Raw genomic sequence first — 19,757 nt, forward strand, 5'->3', positions numbered from 1 at the left:
GCCTGGTGTCCGATTTGGACCGCAGTGCAGCATTGTCCCGCTCAGGCCGAGACCAGCATCTCCACCGCCCGCCGCGCACCGTGCTTGTATAGACCGCCGAGCGCCGTCGTCACGGCCTCGCGCAGCCGCGGCTCGGCACCCAGCGGCCCGAACACTTTTTCCACCCCAAGCAATGCGGGCGCGAGCCGCTCGGCAACCGGCCCTGCCTCGCGCGCCAGCGCGGCGAGCTCGCCGGCAAGGGGATCGCGCACGTCGATGGCGCGGCCCTGTTCGTCCGTTGCGGTGACGTAGCGCATCCAGCCGGCAACCGCGAGCGCATGCGTTGCGATCGGCAGGTTCTTGGCGAGGCGGTCCTGCATCGCGCCGAGCAGCCGCTGCGGCAGCTTTTGCGAGCCGTCCATCGCGATCTGCCAGGTGCGGTGATGCAGCGCCGGGTTGGAGAAGCGCTCGAGCAGCGAGGCGCGATAGGCGGCAAGGTCGGTGCCGGCAGGCATCGTCAGCGTCAGCGCCGCGTTCTCCATCACGCGCGCGGCGAGGCGCGCGAAATGCGGATCCTGCATGGTGTCCGCGATGGTCTCATAGCCCGCGAGATAGCCGAGATAGGCCAGCGCCGAATGGCTGGCATTGAGCAGCCGCAGCTTCATCAGCTCGAACGGCTTGACGTCGGTGACGAGCTCGACGCCGGCGGCGGCAAGGTCGGGCCGGCCGGCGGTGAAGCGGTCCTCGACCACCCATTGCGTGAAAGGCTCGGTCATCACAGGCCAGGCGTCGCGAAAGCCCAGCGCGTTCGAGACGGCATCGCGGTCGGCATCCGTCGTTTCAGGAACGATGCGGTCGACCATGGTCGAGGGGAAGGCGGCATTGTCCGCGATCCACTTGCCGAGTTCCCTGGAGCGGAGCGCGGCGAACTGCGTCACGATGCGCTGCACGGTGTGGCCGTTGGCAGCGAGGTTGTCGCAGCACAGCACGGTGAAGGGCAAGGCGCCCAGCGCGCGCCGCCGTGCCAGCGCAGCGACGATGAAGCCGGGCGCCGAGCGCGGCGCGTCGAAATTGTTCAAATCGTGCACGACGTCGGGATGCCGCTCGTCGAGATCGCCGGTCTGCGGCGTGTGGCAATAGCCCTTCTCTGTGACCGTCAGCGAGACGATGCGGGTGGCGGGATCGGCCATCCGCTCGACCAGCGCTGCCGGGTTCTCGCGCGCGACGACGCTGTCGAGCAGCGCGCCGATCACGCGATGCTCGGTGCCCTCAGTGGCGCGTACGGCAACCGTGTAGAGATGATCCTGCGGGGCGAGGGCATCGCGCGTGTCCGGGCTGCGCAAGCTGGCGCCGATGATGCCCCAGGACGAGCTGCCGCCAGCAAGGCAATCGTCGATGACGACGGCCTGATGTGCGCGATGAAAGGCGCCGAGGCCGAGATGCACGATGCCGGGTGAAATGCGCGAGCGGTCGTAGGCCGGGCGGCGGACGGCCGGCGGCAACCGGTCGAGATTGGCGCTGCCAAGACGCACGGAACCTGGGCGCATGGACGTCTCCCCTTTGCTTTGCCGCTGCTTGACATGGCGCCTGGATCAGGTCAATGCTTCGGTCAATTGGTAAGACCAATTTTCCAAAATTGGCGGGCCGCGGGCCGACAAGGCCCCGCGCGACCCTTTCGGGAGGACCAGCGTGCCGCTGGAAGCTGTGGAGGCGAGACGGCTTTATCGCCAGGTCGCCGATCAATTGCGAAGCCTGATCGACAGCGGCGAGTACGCGGTCGGCAGCCGCTTGCCGACCGAGCGCGAACTCGCCGAGCAGCTCAAGGTGTCCAGGCCGACGGTGCGCGAAGCCTTGATCGCGCTCGAGGTCGAAGGGCGCCTGCGCATCCGGGTCGGCTCCGGCATCTATGTGATCGAGCCCGCCGCAATCGCCGCGCCCGCAGCCGCCGCCGTCATCGAGGGGCCGTTCGAGCTGCTGCGCGCCCGCGAATTCCTCGAAAGTGCCATCGCCGAACAGGCCGCGCGCGTCGCGACCAAAGACGACATCGCCCGCATCGACGCGTCGCTGCTCGCGATGGAGAAGGTCGAGCATCCCGGCGAAGCCTCGATGGTGCACGACCGCGCCTTCCACGTCGCGATCGCCGGCAGTCTCGGCAATGCCGTTCTGGTGCGCGTGGTCGGCGAACTGTTCGACCAGCGCCTCAATCCCTATTTCGCGCAGCTTGCGCATTATTTCGAGAGCCCCGGCACCTGGCGCACCGCGCTCGACGAGCACCGCGCCGTACGCGAGGCGATCGCGGCGCATGATCACGACGCCGCGCGCGAGGCGATGCGCACCCATCTGGCGCGGTCGCAGGAGCGCTTCGCGCAGAATTTCGGTGCCGAGACCGCGGCAGGACCGGCTTCGGGGCGAAGCCGGGCGGCGCGGTCGCCGGCAAGACCTAAACCTGCGCCGAAGAAGAAGCGCACTAGGGGCGGCGGCACCCGGCGATGAGATTGGGCGGCCCGCATCCGCCTCGGACGCGGGCGAACAAGAAGCAGACTTGAACAATGGAGGAAAAGTCAGTGTTGAAGAAAATGACGATTGCAGCAGTAATTTCGGCTGCCGCGCTATTGGCTGCCACCCAGGCCGGCATGGCGCAGACCAAGCTCAAATGGGCCCATGTCTACGAGACCTCGGAGCCGTTCCACACCGCGTCCGTGTGGGCCGCACAGGAGATCAACAAGCGCACCAACGGGCGCTATGCGATCGACGTCTATCCGGCCTCGCAGCTCGGCAAGGAGGCCGACATCAACCAGGGCCTGTCGCTCGGCTCGGTCGACATCATCATCTCCGGCTCGAGCTTCGCGGCCAAGAGCTTCCCGCCGATCGGCGTGACCTATTATCCCTACACCTTCCGCGATGCCGACCATCTGCTCGCCTACACCAAGAGCGACATCTTCAAGGAGCTCGCCAAGGGCTATGAGGACAAGAGCGGCCACCACATCGTCGCGGTGACCTATTACGGCGTGCGCCAGACCTCGTCGAACAAGCCGATCAAGACCTGCGCCGACATGAAGGGCCTGAAGATGCGCGTGCCTGACGTGCCGGCCTATCTCGCGATGCCGCGCGCCTGCGGCGCCAACACCGCGCCGATCGCCTTCGCCGAAGTCTATCTGGCGCTCCAGAACGGCACCGTCGAGGCGCAGGAGAACCCGTTGACCACGATCGAGGCCAAGAAGTTCTACGAGGTGCAGAAGCACATCGTGCTGACCGGCCATATCGTCGATCACCTCAACACCGTGATCGCCGGCGCGCTGTGGAAGAAGCTGTCCGACGAGGACAAGAAGATCTTCACCGAAGTGGCGCAGGAAGCCGCCGCCAAGGCCACCGGCGAGATCAAGCAGAACGAAGCCAAGCTGGTCGCCTTCTTCAAGGAGAAGGGCCTGACCGTGACCGAGGTCGACAAGAACGAGTTCCGCGACACCGTGCTGAAGAACGTCGCGTTCGAGACCTTTGGCTACCGCAAGGCCGACTGGGAAAAGATCCAGGCGGTGAAATAGCACTGACTGTCATTCCGGGGCGGCGCGCAGGACCGGGCACAGCCCGGTCCGAGCACCGAACCCGGAATCTCGAGGTTCCGGGTTCTCGCTTCGCGAGCCCCGGAACGACGTTCAGGTTTTCAGGAGCAACCCCATGTCCATCGCCGAAATCCACCGGCAGATCACCGCGGACGAGATCGCCCATACCTTCGAGGAGGAGGCGACGCCGAAGGTCGATCTCGGCGTCTACGCGTTCGAGGACTGGGTGGCGCTCGCCATCTTCTGGGCGATGGCGCTTGCCGTCTTCCTGCAGTTCTTCACCCGCTACGTGCTCAACGACAGCTACGCCTGGACCGAGGAGATCGCGACCTATTGCCTGATCGGCGTGGTCTTCATCGGCGCCTCGATGTGCGTGCGGCTGTCGCGGCACATCCAGGTCGACCTCCTCTACCGCTATCTGCCGCAACCCGTGGGGCGCGCGCTGTCGACCGTGATCGACCTGATCCGGCTCGCCTTCTTCGGCTACGCCATCAAGCTGGTCTGGGTCTACATCCAGATCATCGGCGACGAGCAGATGACCACGATCAATTTTCGCAAGGACTACGTCTATTACGCCGTGCTGCTCGGCTTCGTGCTGATGTTCGCGCGCTCCGTGCAGGTGGCAATACAGAACTGGCGGCAGGGCTATTCGGTCCTCGAACGACCCGGTGCCTACGACGGATCGGAAGGATAAGACCATGCTGCTGTTGCTCGGAGGCTTTCTCATCCTGATGCTGCTCGGCGTTCCCGTGGCGATTGCCATGGCCGCGTCGTCGCTGCTCTACATCCTGGTCAGCGGCGTGACGCCCGACGTCACGCTGGCGCAGCGCATGATCGCCGGCGTCGAGAGCTTTCCGCTACTCGCCGTGCCGTTCTTCATCCTGGCCGGCAATCTCATGAACATCGCCGGCGTCACCGGGCGCATCTACAAATTCGCGGTCGCGCTGGTGGGCTGGATGCGCGGCGGCCTCGGCCACGTCAACATCATCGGCTCGGTGATCTTCTCCGGCATGTCCGGCACCGCCATCGCGGACGCCGCCGGTCTCGGCACCATCGAGATCAAGGCGATGAAGGACCACGGCTACTCCACCGAATTCTCGGTCGGTGTCACCGCGGCGTCCGCCACGCTCGGGCCGATCATTCCGCCATCGCTGCCCTTCGTGATCTACGGCATGATGGCCAACGTCTCGATCGGCGCGCTGTTTTTGGGCGGCGTCATCCCCGGCGTCGTCCTGACGCTGTTCATGATGGCGACCGTCACCTATTTCGCGCACAAGAACAAATGGGGCAGCGACACGCCGTTCTCCTGGCCGCAGCTCGGCTCGGCCGGTCTCGAGATCCTCATCGTGCTGTCGTTCCCGATGGCGATCTGGCTGATGGTGCTCGCCGGCCTATCGGTCAACATGGCGGTTGCGATCGGCCTCGGCACGCTGCTGATCATCGACTGGTACTTCGACTTCTCGGCGGTGATGGCGCTGATGGCGCCGGTGATCCTGATCGGCGGCATGACGCTGGGCTGGTTCACGCCGACGGAAGCCGCTGTTGCCGCGGTGATCTGGTCGCTGTTCCTCGGTCTCGTTCGCTACCGCACCATGACGTTTCAGACCGTTGCCAAGGCGACTTTCGACACCATCGAGACCACGGCCTCGGTGCTGTTCATCGTCACCGCAGCCTCGATCTTCGCCTGGCTGCTGACGGTGTCGCAGGCTGCACAGATGCTGTCGGACTGGATGCTCAGCATCACCCACAACAAATGGGTGTTCCTGGCGCTCGCCAACGTCCTGATCCTGTTCGTCGGCTGCTTCATCGACACCACGGCGGCGATCACCATCCTGGTGCCGATCCTGCTGCCGATCGTGCTCAAGCTCGGCATCGACCCGATCCACTTCGGCCTGATCATGACGCTCAACCTGATGATCGGCCTGTTGCATCCGCCGCTCGGGATGGTGCTGTTCGTGCTCGCCCGCGTGGCAAAACTCTCGGTCGAGCGCACGACGGTGGCGATCTTGCCCTGGCTGGTGCCGCTGATGCTTGCGCTGATGGCGATCACTTACATCCCCGACCTGACCCTCTGGCTGCCGAAATACATGGGACTCTCCAAATGACCTCGACTGCTCTCGCCGCAACCTTGTTCGGCCCCGAAGATCTGCGCATGGTCGAGCATCCGCTCGGCAAGCTGGCATCTGGCATGGTGCGTATCCGCTTCGGTGCCGGCGGCATCTGCGGCTCTGACATGCATTACTTCCGCCATGCCCGGACCGGCGACTTCGTGGTGAAGTCGCCGCTGGTGCTCGGCCACGAGATCTCGGGCGAGGTCGTGGAGATCTCCGGCACCGCAGCGAACCTGAAGGTCGGTGACCGCGTCGCCGTCAATCCGTCGCGCTGGTGCGGCCATTGCGTCGCCTGCCGCGAGGGCCGGCCGAATTTGTGCGAGAACATCTACTTCATGGGCTCGGCCTCGAAGACGCCGCACATGCAGGGCGGCTTCGCCAATTATTTCGATGCGGTCCCCGCGCAATGCGTGAAGATCCCGGACCACGTGTCGTACCAGGCCGCGGCGCTCGCCGAGCCGCTCGCGGTCTGCCTGCACGCAGTCGCGCGCGCCGGCAATATCGAGGGCAAGCGCGGCATCATCTTCGGTGCCGGCCCGATCGGGCTTCTGACCATGCTCGCCGCGCACCGCGCCGGCATGGCCGATATCACGGTCGCCGACATCGCGCCGGCGCCGCTGGCCTTCGCGACCAGGCTCGGCGCCTCGCATGTCGAGAACGTCTCGGCTGGCGAGGAAGGCCTGAAGGCGCAGGCCGCGGCACGTCCTTACGATGTCGCCTTTGAAGTTTCGGGCACCGCCGCGGGCCTTGCCAGTGCCATCGGCATCGTCAGGCGCGGCGGCGTGGTGGTGCAGATCGGCAATCTGCCGGGCGGCCAGATCCCGACGCCGTCGAACGCGGTGATGGCGAAGGAGATCGACCTGCGCGGCTCGTTCCGCTTCGGCTTCGAATTCATGACCGCGGTGGAGCTGATTTCGGCCGGCAGTGTCGACGTGCTGTCGCTGGTCACCGCCGAGCGTCCGCTGTCGACCGCGCCCGACGCGCTGCGGCTGGCGCTCGACCGCTCGCAGAGCGTCAAGGTCGTATTGACCGCGAACTGAGTGGAGAGACCAGATGATGCTCGAAGGTTGGCGCTGGTACGGGCCTGATGATCCGGTCTCGCTCGACGATGTCAGGCAGGCCGGTGCGAGCGATATCGTCTCGGCGCTGCATCAGGTGCCGATCGGGGAAGCCTGGACGCGCAAGGCGGTCGAGGAGCGCAAGAACTTCATCGAGAACGGCCAGCCCGGCCGCTCAAAGCTGACATGGTCGGTGGTGGAATCGATTCCGATCCCCGATGACGTCAAGCGTCTCGGCGGTAAGGCGACGAAGTCGATCGAGGCGTGGATCGCGAGCATGGAAGCGGTCGCCGCCTCCGGCATCAAGATCATCTGCTACAATTTCATGCCTGTCGTCGACTGGTGCCGCACTGACCTGGAGTGGGAGCTGCCAAATGGCGCCCGCGCCATGCGCTTCGACCAGGACCGCTTTGCCGCCTTCGAGCTGCATATCCTGAAGCGGCCCGCCGCGGTGCAGGAGTACTCACCCGAGCAGCAGGCCCGCGCGAAGGCGCTGTTCGAGAAGATGAGCCAGGCGGATATCGACTATCTCGTCATGGTCATCGCAAGCGCGCTGCCGGGCTCGACCACCGAGCCGATGACCATTCCGCAATTCCGCGACCGGCTGGAGACCTATCGCGACATCACGCCTGAGATCCTGAGGCAGCATCTCGCCGAGTTCCTGGCGCGGGTGACGCCGGTGGCCGAGCAGCTCGGAGTGTCCCTGACCCTGCATCCCGACGATCCGCCGCGCCCGCTGTTCGGTCTGCCGCGCATTGCCTCGTCAGCCGCCGACTATCAGGCGCTGTTCGACGCGGTGCCGTCCAAGGCGAACGGCATCTGCCTGTGCACCGGTTCGCTCGGCGTGCGCGCGGAGAACAATCTGCCTGAAATGGCCGAGCGCTTCGGCCCCCGCATCGCCTTTGCGCATCTGCGTGCAACCAAGCGCGAGGCGGACGGGCTGTCGTTCTACGAGTCCGATCATCTCGACGGCGACGTCGACATGGTCGCCGTGCTCAAGGCGCTGCTGAAGGAGAACGCGAAGCGTTCGCCCGACAAGCAAATCGTGTTCCGGCCCGACCACGGCCACCGCATGCTCGACGATCTCGCCGCCACCAAGCGCACCAACCCCGGCTACACCGCGATCGGCCGCCTCCGCGGCCTCGCCGAACTGCGCGGCGCGATCCGCGCGATCGAGCATCGGTAGGGAAAAGCTCTCTCGTCATGACGTGGAAGGAGGGGGTCCGACGCCTCCACAACGTCATGGCCGGGCTTGTCCCGGCCATCCACGTCTAGCCACGCCGCACCGAGAACGTGGATGGCCGGGACAAGCCCGGGCATGACGACCTGTTGCGGACGTTCGATTGCGGCTCCGCCACCTAATAACACGCGTCCATCGCGCCGAGCTTCGGATAGAGCTTGTGGATCGCGGCGATCTCGCTGTGCATCTGCGTGATGATCCAGTCGCGGATCTCGGCGGCGATCGGGCGCATCGGCCGGTTGCGGGGCGGCAGGAATTCGCAGATGCGGCGCGTGGTGGTCAGCCGGTCGGAGGCCGGCACCAGCGCGCCGGTGAGCAGCCAGTGCGAGGTGACGGTCAGCCAGCCGAGCGCGATGCCCTGGCCGAGCAGGGCGGCCTGCACCACGACGGCATAATCCGTAAAGCTCAGCCCCTTGGCCGCGCCGCGGCGTCCGGTGAGCAGCGATGCATAATCCGCGGCCCAGTCGCCCGGCGTCTCGGCGAGGCGGATGATGGTGTTGCCCTCGGCGGGATCGGTTGCGCCGAGATAGGAGGGGCTGCACATCGGCAGCATCACTTCCTTCATCACGAGCGTGCCGCCGGAGGGCGGCTCCTCGCGATCGCGAAAGCGCATGCCGAGGTCGACATTCTCCACCGGCCCGCGCAGTGCGCCGGAGATCAGCTGGAAGCGCAGGTCGACTTGCGGAAACTGCTTCTGCAGCTTGTCGATGCGCGGCATCAGCCAATGCGTGGTGAAGGCGGAGGAGACCGACAGCGTCACCGTCTCGGTACCCTTGCGGCGCCGCTCGATCTCGACGAGGCCGCTCTCGATGCTGCGAAAGCCGTCGAGCACGCGGCGGTACAACAGCTCGCCTTCCTCGGTGAGCACGGCGCGGCCCGCTGTGCGGTCGAACAGGCGGACGCCGAGATGCTCCTCGAGCTGGCCGAGCATCCGGCTCACCGCAGGCTGCGTCACGTTCAATTCCGCGGCGGCGGCCGTGAAGCTGCCATTGCGCGCCGCCGCGTCGAAGACGAACAGGGCGTTGCTCGACGGCAGCATGCGGCGGAGCTCAGGCATAACGTCATGTTATGGGCGCGGTGAGAATTTGGCAATTGCCGGATTTTGCCAAGTCTGGTGTCATCGGCATCACAGCCTAAAGACAGGGTGTTCGGGCAAGGATTTGGTGCAGCGCACGCTGCGCCACTGAATGCTCCGGAATGCTGTCTATAAAGCAGGCTTATGGCGCGCAGTGAGGCACGCCATTGCAGGGACGGGCGAGGTCGATCGTTGGACAAACGAGCGGAAAGCGTCGAGATCAGGTCCGCGAGCAAGGCGTATGGCGCCGTTCGCGCTCTCGACGACGTCTCGCTCAATGTCGGCGCCGGCGAGTTCGTCTCGCTGCTCGGCCCCTCCGGCTCGGGCAAGACCACGCTGCTCGGCATTTTGGGCGGCTTCATCCTGCCAACGTCAGGCACGATCCTGTTCGGCGGCCGAGACGTCACCTACATGCCGCCGCACAAGCGGGACATCGGTGTGGTGTTCCAGAACTACGCGCTGTTCCCGCATATGAGCGTCGGCGAGAACGTCGCCTTTCCCCTGCGTGCGCGCCGCCTGCCGAAAGCCAGCTGGCCCGACAAGGTGCGCGCTGCACTCGGCATGGTCGGGCTTTCCGGCTACGAGGAGCGCGGCATCGCGCAGCTCTCCGGCGGCCAGCGCCAGCGCGTGGCGCTGGCGCGCGCCATGATCTTCGAGCCGCGCCTGATCCTGATGGACGAGCCGCTCTCCGCGCTCGACAAGCAGCTGCGCGAATCCATGCAGATCGAGCTGCGCGCGCTGCACCGCCGCATCCAGGCCACCATCATCTATGTCACCCATGACCAGCGCGAGGCGCTGACCATGAGCGATCGCGTCGCCGTCATGAAGGACGGCCGGCTGATCCAGATCGACGTGCCCGAGCGGCTGCACGACCATCCCGCCGATTCCTTCGTCGCGAGCTTCATCGGCGAGGCGACGATGCTTCCCGTCCGCCGCGTCGATGCCTCCAGCGTGGCGCTCGGCAATGCGCTGCTGCGCAGCGCCCGCCTCATCCCGGACGGCGACGCCCTGATGCTCGCCGTGCACAGCGAGAAGCTCCTGATCGACGACGGTGCGCAGGACGGCGCCTGCAACCGGCTGACCGGAACGGTCACCGACATCGTCTATCAGGGCGAGAGCCTGCGCATCTTCCTTTCGCTTGCCGACGGCATCGCGCTCAGCCTGCGCCAGCCGAGCTATCACCAGGCCTATAGCCGCATCCCGCCGCTCGGCGGCCGCCTCACCGTCACCCTTCACCCCGAGGACACCATCGTCGTGCCCAGGGTGGACTGATTCAAGCCCTGTCCAACCGAGAGAAGAAACGACATGTCGACCCAAGCCGCGTTCAGCAATTTCAAGGTTCTCACCTTCGACGTCGTCGGCACCCTGATCGATTTCGAGACCGGCGTGATCGAGGCGGTGCGCAAGATCTCCGGCAAGACGCCCGCCGAGCTCAGCGACGACCAGATCTTCGAGCCCTACAAGCGCGGCCGCGACAAGTTCTACGGCCGGTCCAGCGAGGCGATGTTCCACGTCTATCGCCATCTCGCCACGGAGCTCGGGCTGCCCGCCGACGATGCGGCGTGCGACGTGTTCCAGCTCTCGGTGTTGCGCTGGGGGCCGTTCGCGGACTCGGTCGAAGCGCTCAAGCGTCTGCGCACGAAGTTTCGGCTGGTGGCGATGACCAATGCGGACCGCGTCGCGCTGTCCTGCTATGCCCACGCACTCGGTGATCCCTTCGACGACACCGTGTGTGCCGACGAAACCGGCGTTGCAAAACCCAATCCCGAGTTCTTTGCCTACAACAAGGGACGTCAATCCGCCTTCGGCTACAAGCAGTCCGACATTCTGCACGTCGCGCAGAGCCAGTACCACGACATCGGGATCGCGCGGAAGCTCGGCTACAAGGTGTGCTGGATCGAGCGCCGCCAGGGTATCGCCGGCTTCGGCGGCACGCCGGCGGTGGAGACGCTGACCAAGCCGGACTTTCATTATCCGACGTTGAAGGCGCTGGCCGACGCGGCGATCGGGCCGGCAGCGTAGCATCGTGAGCGCGGGCATGACACGGGACTGGAGCGCCCTGCCATCGGTCAACTCGCTGTGGGAAGCCACAGCCGAGCCGGCGCGCGAATTTCCCGTGCTGTCGGGCGAGCAGCAGGCGGATGTGGTGATCATTGGGGCGGGCTATACCGGCCTGTCCGCGGCGCACCACGTCGCCAGGAGCGGCCTCAGCCCGGTCGTGCTGGAAGCCAACCGCCCCGGCTGGGGCGCAAGCGGCCGCAACGGCGGCGTCATCACCGCGAAATTCCGCCTGTCGTTCCGCGAGGTCGATGCCGCGCACGGCCGCGCCATGGCGAAGCGCATGTACGAGATCGCGCATGAATCGACCAACATGGTCGAGGAACTGGTCTCCGAATATGACATCGCCAGCGCGAACCTCGTGCGTACCGGCCAGGTCAAGGCGGCGCACAACGAGACGACGCTCCGGGCCGCGATCGACGAAGCCAACTGGATGACGCGCGAGATGGGCTCGGCCGAGGTCCGCATCCTCGACAGGGATGGCGTGCGCGAGGAGACCGGCTCGGACATCTTCGTCGGCGGCGTGCTCAATCCCGGTTCGGGCGGCATCCATCCGCTGAATTATCTGCGTGGGCTCGCAAACGGTGTGGCGAGCCGGGGCGTGCCGATCTTCCAGGAGTCCCCAGTCGTCAAGCTGCGGCACGAGCGGGACGGCATCGTCACCGAGACGCCGCGCGGCACCGTGCGCGCCAAGCAGGCGATCATCGCCACCAACAGCTATTCCGATCTGACCGATGCGACCGCGCATCTGCAGCGCACGCTGGTCCCGTTCCGCAGTGCCATGGTCGCGACCGAAAAGCTGCCGCGCAATCTTGCGGGAAAGCTGATGCCGTCGGGGCGGACCTACACCGAGACAAAGCGCATGATGCGCTGGTTCCGCATGGTCGACAACCGCGTCATCTTCGGCGGCCGCGGTGCGTTCGGCAAGCAGGACTCCCAGGCCGCATTCGACGCCCTGCGCAAGGCCATGGTCGGCATCTTCCCCGATCTCGCCGACATCCCGCTCGCCTACAAATGGTCGGGCCTGGTCGCGATGACGCTGGACTCGGTGCCGCATATCGGCCGGCTCGACGACCGCACGCTGGTCTCGCTGGGCTACAACGGCGCCGGCGTCGCGATGTCGAGCCTGATGGGCCGCTATCTCGCCGCCTTCGTGCGCGGCGAGACGCCGGACGTCGGCCTGCTCGATGTCAGGCGCATGAAGACCATACCGTTCTATCCGCTGCGCGAGCCCGCCGTGCGCATGGTCGCCGGCTGGTACCAGTTTCTCGATGCGATCGGTCAGTGAGATCATTTGGAGGAGGCGAGGATGACGATGACGCAGAAGTTTGGATTGGGCTGCGCGCTGCTGGGCGCAATCGGATATGCTGCTGCGGCCGATGCCGCCGAGCAGATCACCTTCGTCTCGCAAGGCGGTGCCTATCAGCAGGCGCAGACGGTGGCGATCCTCGATCCCTCCGCCAAGAAGCTCGGCATCACCATCAACCAGGATTCCATTCCCGACGCCTGGCCCGCGATCAAGACGCAGGTCGGCAGCGGCAAGCCGATCTGGGATGTCGTCGATACCCCGACCGGCAACTGCCTGCGCGGCGGCGAGCAGGGGCTGATCGAGAAGCTCGACTTTTCGAAGATTCCAAACGGCGCGGCGATGCCGGAGGCCTATCGCAGTCCCTATTCGGTATCCTATGAATTCTATTCCAGCGTGCTGTCCTACAGCCAGAAGACGTTCCCGAAGGATGCGCCGAACAGCTGGGCCGATTTCTGGGACGTGAAGAAATTTCCCGGCCGCCGCGCGCTGCGCAACCATCCGTTCGCAACGCTGGAGGCGGCGCTGATGGCTGACGGCGTCGCGCCGGACAAGCTCTATCCGCTCGACGTCGACCGCGCCTTCAAGAAGCTGGAGGAGATCAAGCCGCACATCACGGTGTGGTGGACCTCGGGCGCGCAGTCGGCGCAGCTGCTCAACGACGGCGAGGTCGACATGGAGATGGCCTGGAACGGCCGCGTCACCGCCGTCGCCAAGGAGGGCGCCAAGGTTGCCTTCACCTACAACCAGGGCATCCTGCAGAGCACCTCGCTCTGCATCCTCAAGGGCGCGCCGAATCTCGCCACGGCCGTGAAATTCCTCAACGAGGCGGTCGATCCCGTGCACCAGGCCAATCTGCCGCTCCACATCGACTACGGCCCCGGCAATCCCAAGGCGTTCGAGACCGGCGTGATCAAGCCCGAGCGCGCCGCGCAGCTGCCGAGCGAGCCGGCCAACGCCGCCAAGCAGGCGCTGATGTCCTACGCCTGGTGGTCTTCGCCCGCAGGCGAAGCCGCCGAGAAGCGCTGGGCCTCGTTCATGCAGAAGTAAAGCGCGCCAATGCCGACGACATCCGTGCCGGATCCCTCCGAGAAGCATCAGCGCCGCGAGCACGGCCTGATGCTGGCATTGGTGTCGCCGGCGCTGCTGGTGATCCTGGCGCTGATCGTGCTGCCGGTCGGCTGGCTGGCCTGGCAGTCGGTCTACCATGACGGCTTCACGCTGGAGAACTACCGCCGCATCTTCACAGAGGACATCTACTGGCGCAGCTTCGCACTGACCTTCGAGATCAGCCTCGCGGTGACGGTGATCGCGTTGCTGCTCGGCTATCCCGTCGCCTATCTCGCCAACTCCGTGCCGAAAGGCTGGAGCATCCTGATCCTGTCGCTGGTCGTGCTGCCGTTCTGGACATCGGTGCTGGTGCGCGCCTATGCCTGGCTGGCGTTGCTTCAGCGCACCGGCGTGATCAACCAGTTCTTGCGTTACCTCGAATTGATCTCCGAGCCGCTCGCCCTCGTCCACAACACTTTCGGCACGGTGGTCGCCACCGTGCACATCCTGCTGCCGTTCATGGTGCTGCCGCTCTACGCCACCATGCAGAAGATCCCGAACGACCTGATGCAGGCCGGCGCCAGCCTGGGCGCGAGCCCGACGCTGACCTTCATGCGCGTCTTCCTCCCGCTGTCGCTGCCGGGCGTGCTCGCCGGCTGCACCATGGTGTTCGTGCTCTGCCTCGGCTTCTACATCACGCCGGAACTGCTCGGCGGCGGACGCACCGTGATGGTGTCGATGCTGGTGAGCCGCAATGTCGAGCTCTACAACCAGTTCGGGGCCGCGAGTGCGGTCGCGGTCGTGCTGCTGGTGAGCGTGCTTGCGATCTTCTTCGCCGTCAGCCGCTTCATCTCGCTCGATCGCGTGCTGGGGCAGAAATGATGCGCACCTCGCCCGCACGCATCGCCCTCTACGTGATCAGCGCGCTGGTGCTGGTCTATCTGATCCTGCCCGTGCTGATCATCGCGCCGATCTCGTTCTCCAGCGCGCGCTTCCTGACCTTCCCGCCGCCGTCGTTCTCGACGCGCTGGTATCAGCAATATTTCGCCAACCCGGCCTGGATGCAGGCGACACGGGTGACGCTGACGGTCGCGCTGCTGACGGTGGTGATCGCGACGCCGTTCGGGGTTGCCGCCGCCTACGCCATCAGCCAGTCGAAGCTGCGCATCATGCGCGTCATCCACATGGCGCTGTTGCTGCCGCTGGTGGTGCCCATCATCATCACCGCGGTCGGCATCTTCTTCGTCTATGCCAGGGTCGGCCTGGTCGCGACCATGTCCGGCCTCGTGCTGGCGAACGTGATGCTGGGATTGCCCTATGTCGTCATCTCCGTGCTCGCAGGGCTCCAGAGCTTCGACCCCGCGCAGGAGATGGTGGCGCGCAGCCTCGGCATGAACCGCCTGCGCAGCTTCTTCGCGGTGACGCTGCCGCAGATCAAGTCCAGCGTGATCGCCGGCGGCATCTTCGCCTTCATCTCGGCAATGGACGAGACCATCGTGGCGCTGTTCATCTCCGGCGGCCAGTATCAGCCGCTGACCAAGCGCATGTTCACGGCGCTCCGCGACGAGATCGACCCGACCATCGCCGCGATCTCGACGCTGATGACCGCGGCGTCCTTCATGCTGGTGCTGCTGGCGAGCACGCGGCAGAAGAGGAGCGGGTGAGGGGAGTTCTGATCGTGCGTAGCGCGGCAATCGAGCCTCCATCACCGTCACCCTGAGGTGCGCGCCCTGGGGCGCAACGCGCCGCAGGGCAAGCCTCGAAGGGCGACGGCCCCACTGCAAGAGTTCGGCCGTGCATCCTTCGAGGCTCCCGGCGCGATGCTGTGCGCATCGCGCCACTCGCTCCTCAGGATGACGGAATTATCATCGTCGCCCGGCGAAGGCCCTCACTTCGCCCCCAGCCACGCCAGGATCATCTTCACGATCTGCGTGCGGCTCCGCGCCAGTACCTTCGGCTCGCTCAAGTCCCGGTCGAACAGCGCGCCAAAGGTGTGGCGGTTGGCGACGCGGAAGAAGCAGTAGGAGGAGATGGCGAGGTGCAGATCGATGGCGTCGACGTCGTCGCGGAAGACGCCTTCGGCGCGGCCGCGCTTCAAAATGCCGTCGAGGGTCGCGATCACGCTGGCGTTGAGCTGGCGCAGTTGCGGATTCTGCTTCAAGTGCTTGCCGTGGTGGATGTTCTCGATCGAGACGAGGCGGATGAAGTTCGGATTGCGCTCGTCGTGGTCGAAGGTCGCCTCGATCAGCCGCCGTAATCCTTCGCGCGTGTCGCAGCTTTCAATGTCGAGCTGGTCCTCCAGCGCGCGGATGCTGCGATAGGCCTCCTCCAGCACCGCGAGGTAGAGCTGCTCTTTGCCGCCGAAATAGTAGTAGATCATGCGCTTCGAGGTGCGCGTCCGCGCCGCGATCGCATCGACGCGGGCGCCCGAATAGCCCTCCGAGGCGAATTCGGCCATCGCCACTTCGAGGATGTCGCGCTTGGTGCGCTCGGGATCGTTGGTGCGCTTCGATGGGGGCGGCATGCGCTCGAGCATTGCTGTTTCTCCCCCCAGTTTCCATGGATCGCCTTGAAGGTGAAGGCAAATTTGGCGCTTTCGGGCCTCGATCCAACGCGTATTGCATAAACGTACTAGTTCGTACATTATGACCTCAAACCGAGCTTGCGGCAATCAAAACCAGAAGAACGCGCGCAAGGCGGCGGCCCGCCTGACGCGAACCGCTCGGACACATGGGGAGGAGATTCTGATGACGTTGACGTCCACCGCATCGCTGCATGCATCATCCGGCGCGGAAGCTGCACAAGACAAGCTGCCCAAGCGCGCCGCGCTGGTCAGCTTCGTCGGCAGCATGCTCGAATACTACGACTTCTTCATCTACGGCACCGCGGCTGCGCTGATCTTTCCAAAAGTCTTCTTCGCCAACGTCGATCCGTCGACGGCGACGCTGCTGGCGCTATTGTCCTTCGGCATCGGCTATATCGCGCGGCCCGTGGGCGCCGTCATCCTCGGCCATTTCGGCGATCGCATCGGCCGCAAGACGGTGCTGTTGTTCACGCTGGTCCTGATGGGCGGCTCGACGCTCGCGATCGGCCTGTTGCCGGATGCCAAGGCCATCGGCAACGCCGCGCCGATCATTTTGACGCTGCTGCGCCTGTTGCAGGGCCTGTCGGCCGCCGGCGAGCAGAGCGGGGCGAACTCGCTGACGCTGGAGCACTCCGCCAATTCCAACCGCGCCTTCTTCACCAGCTGGACTCTGAGCGGCACCCAGGCCGGCGCGATCCTGGCGACGCTGGTGTTCATCCCCGTGTCGAGCCTGCCCGAAGAGCAGCTCTTGAGCTGGGGCTGGCGCATTCCGTTCCTGCTGTCCTTCTTCGTGTTGATTGTCGCCTATCTGGTGCGGCGGACCATGCCGGAAACGCCCGTGTTCGAGGACATCAAGGACAAGGCGAAGGTGGCGCGCTTTCCGGTCGTGGCGCTGCTGCGCGACTATTGGTCCGATGTGCTGCGCGTGATCGTCTGCGCGTTGATCGCGACCGTCAGCACCATGACGGCCGTGTTCGCGCTCGGCTATGCCACCTCGAAGTTCGGCGTCGCGCGTCCGACCATGCTGTGGGCCGGCGTGCTCGGCAACGTCACCGCGCTGATCACCCAGCCGCTGTGGGCGCTGCTGGCCGACAGGATCGGCCGCAAGCCGGTGTTCATCGGCGGCGTGCTCGGCTGCGCGGTGCTCGTGTTCCCCTATTTCATGCTGGTGACGTCAGGGAATACGCCGGCGATCTTCGCCGCGGCAATGATCCTCTCCGGCATCATCTACGCCGCACCGAACGCGATCTGGCCTTCGTTCTATGCCGAGATGTTCGAGGCGCGCGTGCGCTATTCCGGCACGGCGATCGGCACCCAGCTCGGCTTCCTCGCCGCCGGCTTCACGCCGCTGGTCAGCGCAAGCCTGGTCGGCGAGGGACCGAACGGCTGGATCCCCGTGGCGATCTTCGTTGCCTGCTGCTGCGTGATCTCGGCGGCATCGGCGGCAACCGCGCGCGAAACCCACACCGTCGATATCGCCGATCTCGGCAAGCGGCGCGCGTAAGAGCAGGGCAAGTTGCAGATGCGAGCGAAAGCGGTTTCGACCACAAGCGGGCCGGTCACCGGCGCAGAGCAGAATGGCATGCACGTCTTTCGGGGCGTGCCCTATGCAACCGCGCGGCGCTTTGCGAAGGCCGTGCCGCCACTCGAATGGACGGAGCCGCGGAGCTGCACGGAGTACGGCGCTTACGCGCCGCAGCCCGGTCATCTCGATCATGCGGCTGAGGCCGCCTGCCTCAGCCTGAACATCTGGGCGCCGGCGGCCGATCGCCCGCTGCCGGTGCTGTTCTTCGTCCATGGCGGCGCCTTCGTCACCGGTGGCGGCGCCGATTATGACGGCGCTTTCCTGGCCGCGCATGGGCCGGCCGTGATCGTCACCATCAACTACCGGCTCGGCCCGCTCGGCTTCCTCCAGCTGCATCGTCGTGGCTTCGCGGAGGCGAGCAACCTCGCGCTCCAGGATACGCTCGCCGCCCTCGATTGGGTGCGCGCCAACATTGCGAAGTTCGGCGGCGACCCGGACGCGATCACGCTCGCAGGCCAATCTGCCGGCGCCTCCATGGTGATTGCGCTGACGACCCTGCCGCAGGCCAAAGGCAAGTTCATCCGTGCTCTCGCGCTCAGCGCACCCGGGCGGACCATCATGAGCGCCGATCATGCCGACGACGTCGCGCGGCGCGTGATCGACGAGCTCGGACTGTCGCGTGATCCAGGCATGATTGCTTCCGTGCCGCTGCAAGACCTGTTCGCGGCGGTGGAGCGCGTCGGCCGCAGGCTCGCGGACGAGACGGAGCAGGGCACCGTGTTCGGCCCCGTGCTCGACGGCACGGTGATCCCGCGCGAGCCCCGCGACGTCTTCGCCGACGGAACGCTGCGTGACATTCCGCTCTGGCTCGGCTCCTGTCGCGACGAGATGGTGATGTTCCTGAAGAGCACGCCGCCGGCCGCGATGATCCGCACCACCGAGCGGCAGCTGCGCGCCTCGTTCGGCGATGCCGGCTGGGAGCGCCTGTTGTCCTGTTATCGCGCCAGCGCGCGTCCCGACGAGGATCCGTACGAGGCGCTGCTGTCGGATGCGTTCTGGCATCGCCCGATGGCTGATCTCGCGCGTCTGCATGCTGCGGCGGGCGGCTCGGCGTGGCTGAGCCGGTTCGATCACCGCCCCTCGCTCGAGCCGTTCCTGTCGCAAGGCCCGACCCACGGCGCCGACAACGCCTGTCTCTGGGCCCACCTGCCTGATTTCATCGATCGCCCGATCCTGAAGCGCAAGGGCGGTCCGATGACTTCAGGCGACGTCGAGGTCGCTGCGCGTTTTCAGGCCGACGTGCTGCGCTTCGTCACGACCGGCAGGCCTGATGTCGCGGACGCCTGGCCGCGGTTCACGACCGACAGGGAGCCGCTCGGGATATTCGGTCAGCCGTTTCACGTCGTCTCTCTCAGAGACGGCGCGCGGCCGCTGTTGTGGACGGAGCTGCTGGCGCAATCCGGTGCGCCTCGAGCTCACCCGATCGCGAAGTCGGCCGCCGTCTCCGCGTGAATGGCCGTGGTGTCGAACGTCTCGACCGAGGTGTCGTCAGGGCCGACCAGCATCGTGATCTCGGTGCAGCCGAGGATGATGCACTCCGCGCCGGCGGCGACCAGCGCGGCCATCACGTCCTGATAGCAGCGGCGCGAGGGATCGGTGACGATGCCAAGGCACAGCTCCTCGTAAATGATGCGGTTCACATCGGCGCGCGCCCCGGTGGGAGGTACCAGCACGTCGAGATCATGCGCGCGCAGCCGGTCGATGTAAAAATCCTCCTCCATCGTGAATTTGGTGCCGAGCAGCCCGACCCGCCGGTATCCCTTCGCCCCGATCCGCTGCGCCGTCGCATCGCCGATGTGGATGAACGGAACGCTCACGCCGGAGATGATGTCGGGCGCCAATTTGTGCATCGTATTCGTGCACAGCACGATCGCCCGCGCGCCGCCGCTTTCGAGACGTCGCGCGACCTCCGTCAGGCTGGCCGCCGCCTCTGCCCAGCGGCCCGCATACTGCATCTGCTTGATCTGCTCGAAATCGTAGGAATACAGCAGCAGAGGCGCCGAATGCAGCTCGCCCATGCGATCGCGGACCCGCTCATTGATGAGCTTGTAGTACAGCGCGGTGCTCTCCCAGCTCATGCCCCCGATCAGGCCGATGGTCTGCATTCCAATGTCCTCGTTGAGTCCGGCCCGACCGTAGACGAAAACGCCG

General features: G+C 65.8%; 18 protein-coding genes. 14 read left to right on the forward strand and 4 right to left on the reverse strand.

Annotation, left to right across the window (positions count from 1 at the left end):
* Positions 1-41 precede the first annotated feature (41 nt).
* Positions 42-1,526, reverse strand: a complete 1,485-nt coding sequence (locus TSA1_RS21275) for a mannitol dehydrogenase family protein (RefSeq protein ID WP_100178037.1) — start codon at positions 1,524-1,526, stop codon at positions 42-44.
* A 142-nt stretch (positions 1,527-1,668) separates the two neighbouring features.
* On the opposite strand from TSA1_RS21275, the gene TSA1_RS21280 reads away from it, so the two are divergent.
* From TSA1_RS21280 to uxuA, 6 genes are all read left to right on the forward strand, one after another.
* Entirely contained in the window at positions 1,669-2,472 is an 804-nt protein-coding gene (locus TSA1_RS21280) for a FadR/GntR family transcriptional regulator (RefSeq protein ID WP_100178038.1), read from the forward strand.
* Between the two features lie 56 nt (positions 2,473-2,528).
* Positions 2,529-3,521, forward strand: a complete 993-nt coding sequence (locus tag TSA1_RS21285) for a sialic acid TRAP transporter substrate-binding protein SiaP (protein WP_100178039.1) — start codon at positions 2,529-2,531, stop codon at positions 3,519-3,521.
* A 133-nt stretch (positions 3,522-3,654) separates the two neighbouring features.
* Complete coding sequence (locus TSA1_RS21290) at positions 3,655-4,233, forward strand: TRAP transporter small permease (protein WP_100178040.1); 579 nt, start codon at positions 3,655-3,657, stop codon at positions 4,231-4,233.
* Positions 4,234-4,237: 4 nt separating this feature from the next.
* On the forward strand, positions 4,238-5,644 hold the full coding sequence (locus TSA1_RS21295) for a TRAP transporter large permease (protein WP_100178041.1): 1,407 nt from the start codon (positions 4,238-4,240) through the stop codon (positions 5,642-5,644).
* Entirely contained in the window at positions 5,641-6,690 is a 1,050-nt protein-coding gene (locus tag TSA1_RS21300; protein WP_100178042.1) for an L-idonate 5-dehydrogenase, read from the forward strand. Before TSA1_RS21295 ends, TSA1_RS21300 begins: the two co-directional genes overlap by 4 nt.
* Positions 6,691-6,703: 13 nt before the next feature.
* Positions 6,704-7,894: a mannonate dehydratase gene (gene uxuA / locus TSA1_RS21305; RefSeq protein WP_100178043.1), complete on the forward strand. Its 1,191-nt coding sequence runs from the start codon at positions 6,704-6,706 to the stop codon at positions 7,892-7,894.
* A 172-nt stretch (positions 7,895-8,066) separates the two neighbouring features.
* Here the strand turns inward: uxuA and TSA1_RS21315 are convergent, their stop codons facing one another.
* Complete coding sequence (locus TSA1_RS21315; RefSeq protein WP_100178045.1) at positions 8,067-9,005, reverse strand: LysR family transcriptional regulator; 939 nt, start codon at positions 9,003-9,005, stop codon at positions 8,067-8,069.
* 210 nt (positions 9,006-9,215) lie between these two features.
* On the opposite strand from TSA1_RS21315, the gene TSA1_RS21320 reads away from it, so the two are divergent.
* From TSA1_RS21320 to TSA1_RS21345, 6 genes are read left to right on the forward strand one after another with little or no spacing between them, the layout of a single operon-like run.
* A complete protein-coding gene (locus TSA1_RS21320) occupies positions 9,216-10,295 on the forward strand; it encodes an ABC transporter ATP-binding protein (protein ID WP_174719000.1) in 1,080 nt (359 codons plus the stop codon).
* Between the two features lie 33 nt (positions 10,296-10,328).
* Positions 10,329-11,045 (forward strand): HAD family hydrolase, encoded by a 717-nt coding sequence (locus TSA1_RS21325; RefSeq protein WP_100178047.1) that lies wholly within the window; start codon positions 10,329-10,331, stop codon positions 11,043-11,045.
* A gap of 16 nt (positions 11,046-11,061) precedes the next feature.
* Positions 11,062-12,369: an NAD(P)/FAD-dependent oxidoreductase gene (locus tag TSA1_RS21330; RefSeq protein WP_174719001.1), complete on the forward strand. Its 1,308-nt coding sequence runs from the start codon at positions 11,062-11,064 to the stop codon at positions 12,367-12,369.
* Positions 12,370-12,390: 21 nt separating this feature from the next.
* Complete coding sequence (locus TSA1_RS21335; protein ID WP_100178049.1) at positions 12,391-13,437, forward strand: ABC transporter substrate-binding protein; 1,047 nt, start codon at positions 12,391-12,393, stop codon at positions 13,435-13,437.
* Between the two features lie 9 nt (positions 13,438-13,446).
* On the forward strand, positions 13,447-14,319 hold the full coding sequence (locus TSA1_RS21340; RefSeq protein WP_174719002.1) for an ABC transporter permease: 873 nt from the start codon (positions 13,447-13,449) through the stop codon (positions 14,317-14,319).
* Positions 14,316-15,101: an ABC transporter permease gene (locus tag TSA1_RS21345; RefSeq protein ID WP_100178050.1), complete on the forward strand. Its 786-nt coding sequence runs from the start codon at positions 14,316-14,318 to the stop codon at positions 15,099-15,101. The genes TSA1_RS21340 and TSA1_RS21345 overlap by 4 nt, the downstream gene beginning before the upstream one ends.
* 224 nt (positions 15,102-15,325) lie before the next feature.
* On the opposite strand, the gene TSA1_RS21350 is transcribed toward TSA1_RS21345, so the two are convergent.
* Complete coding sequence (locus TSA1_RS21350; RefSeq protein ID WP_174719003.1) at positions 15,326-15,973, reverse strand: TetR/AcrR family transcriptional regulator; 648 nt, start codon at positions 15,971-15,973, stop codon at positions 15,326-15,328.
* A 211-nt stretch (positions 15,974-16,184) separates the two neighbouring features.
* Here TSA1_RS21350 and TSA1_RS21355 point away from each other — a divergent pair, with 211 nt between their 5' ends.
* Together TSA1_RS21355 and TSA1_RS21360 are read left to right on the forward strand one after the other, a co-directional pair.
* Positions 16,185-17,525 carry an MFS transporter gene (locus tag TSA1_RS21355; protein ID WP_100178052.1) on the forward strand — a complete coding sequence of 447 codons (1,341 nt, stop codon included), beginning with the start codon at positions 16,185-16,187 and terminating at the stop codon, positions 17,523-17,525.
* A gap of 18 nt (positions 17,526-17,543) precedes the next feature.
* Positions 17,544-19,058 carry a carboxylesterase/lipase family protein gene (locus tag TSA1_RS21360; RefSeq protein ID WP_100181267.1) on the forward strand — a complete coding sequence of 505 codons (1,515 nt, stop codon included), beginning with the start codon at positions 17,544-17,546 and terminating at the stop codon, positions 19,056-19,058.
* On the opposite strand, the gene TSA1_RS21365 is transcribed toward TSA1_RS21360, so the two are convergent.
* Positions 19,022-19,711 (reverse strand): aspartate/glutamate racemase family protein, encoded by a 690-nt coding sequence (locus TSA1_RS21365; RefSeq protein WP_100178053.1) that lies wholly within the window; start codon positions 19,709-19,711, stop codon positions 19,022-19,024. The genes TSA1_RS21360 and TSA1_RS21365 overlap by 37 nt on opposite strands.
* Positions 19,712-19,757: the final 46 nt, after the last annotated feature.

The sequence above is a fragment of the Bradyrhizobium nitroreducens genome, from assembly GCF_002776695.1.
Classification (GTDB): domain Bacteria; phylum Pseudomonadota; class Alphaproteobacteria; order Rhizobiales; family Xanthobacteraceae; genus Bradyrhizobium; species Bradyrhizobium nitroreducens.

Excerpts from the sequence above, each read along its gene's own strand:
- TSA1_RS21275 (WP_100178037.1), bottom strand. The coding sequence starts at position 1,526 with ATGCGCCCAGGTTCCGTGCGTCTTGGCAGCGCCAATCTCGACCGGTTG.
- TSA1_RS21285 (WP_100178039.1), top strand. The coding sequence starts at position 2,529 with ATGGAGGAAAAGTCAGTGTTGAAGAAAATGACGATTGCAGCAGTAATT.
- TSA1_RS21290 (WP_100178040.1), top strand. The coding sequence starts at position 3,655 with ATGTCCATCGCCGAAATCCACCGGCAGATCACCGCGGACGAGATCGCC.
- TSA1_RS21295 (WP_100178041.1), top strand. The coding sequence starts at position 4,238 with ATGCTGCTGTTGCTCGGAGGCTTTCTCATCCTGATGCTGCTCGGCGTT.
- TSA1_RS21300 (WP_100178042.1), top strand. The coding sequence starts at position 5,641 with ATGACCTCGACTGCTCTCGCCGCAACCTTGTTCGGCCCCGAAGATCTG.
- uxuA (WP_100178043.1), top strand. The coding sequence starts at position 6,704 with ATGATGCTCGAAGGTTGGCGCTGGTACGGGCCTGATGATCCGGTCTCG.
- TSA1_RS21315 (WP_100178045.1), bottom strand. The coding sequence starts at position 9,005 with ATGCCTGAGCTCCGCCGCATGCTGCCGTCGAGCAACGCCCTGTTCGTC.
- TSA1_RS21325 (WP_100178047.1), top strand. The coding sequence starts at position 10,329 with ATGTCGACCCAAGCCGCGTTCAGCAATTTCAAGGTTCTCACCTTCGAC.
- TSA1_RS21330 (WP_174719001.1), top strand. The coding sequence starts at position 11,062 with ATGACACGGGACTGGAGCGCCCTGCCATCGGTCAACTCGCTGTGGGAA.
- TSA1_RS21335 (WP_100178049.1), top strand. The coding sequence starts at position 12,391 with ATGACGATGACGCAGAAGTTTGGATTGGGCTGCGCGCTGCTGGGCGCA.
- TSA1_RS21340 (WP_174719002.1), top strand. The coding sequence starts at position 13,447 with ATGCCGACGACATCCGTGCCGGATCCCTCCGAGAAGCATCAGCGCCGC.
- TSA1_RS21345 (WP_100178050.1), top strand. The coding sequence starts at position 14,316 with ATGATGCGCACCTCGCCCGCACGCATCGCCCTCTACGTGATCAGCGCG.
- TSA1_RS21350 (WP_174719003.1), bottom strand. The coding sequence starts at position 15,973 with ATGCTCGAGCGCATGCCGCCCCCATCGAAGCGCACCAACGATCCCGAG.
- TSA1_RS21355 (WP_100178052.1), top strand. The coding sequence starts at position 16,185 with ATGACGTTGACGTCCACCGCATCGCTGCATGCATCATCCGGCGCGGAA.
- TSA1_RS21360 (WP_100181267.1), top strand. The coding sequence starts at position 17,544 with ATGCGAGCGAAAGCGGTTTCGACCACAAGCGGGCCGGTCACCGGCGCA.
- TSA1_RS21365 (WP_100178053.1), bottom strand. The coding sequence starts at position 19,711 with ATGCAGACCATCGGCCTGATCGGGGGCATGAGCTGGGAGAGCACCGCG.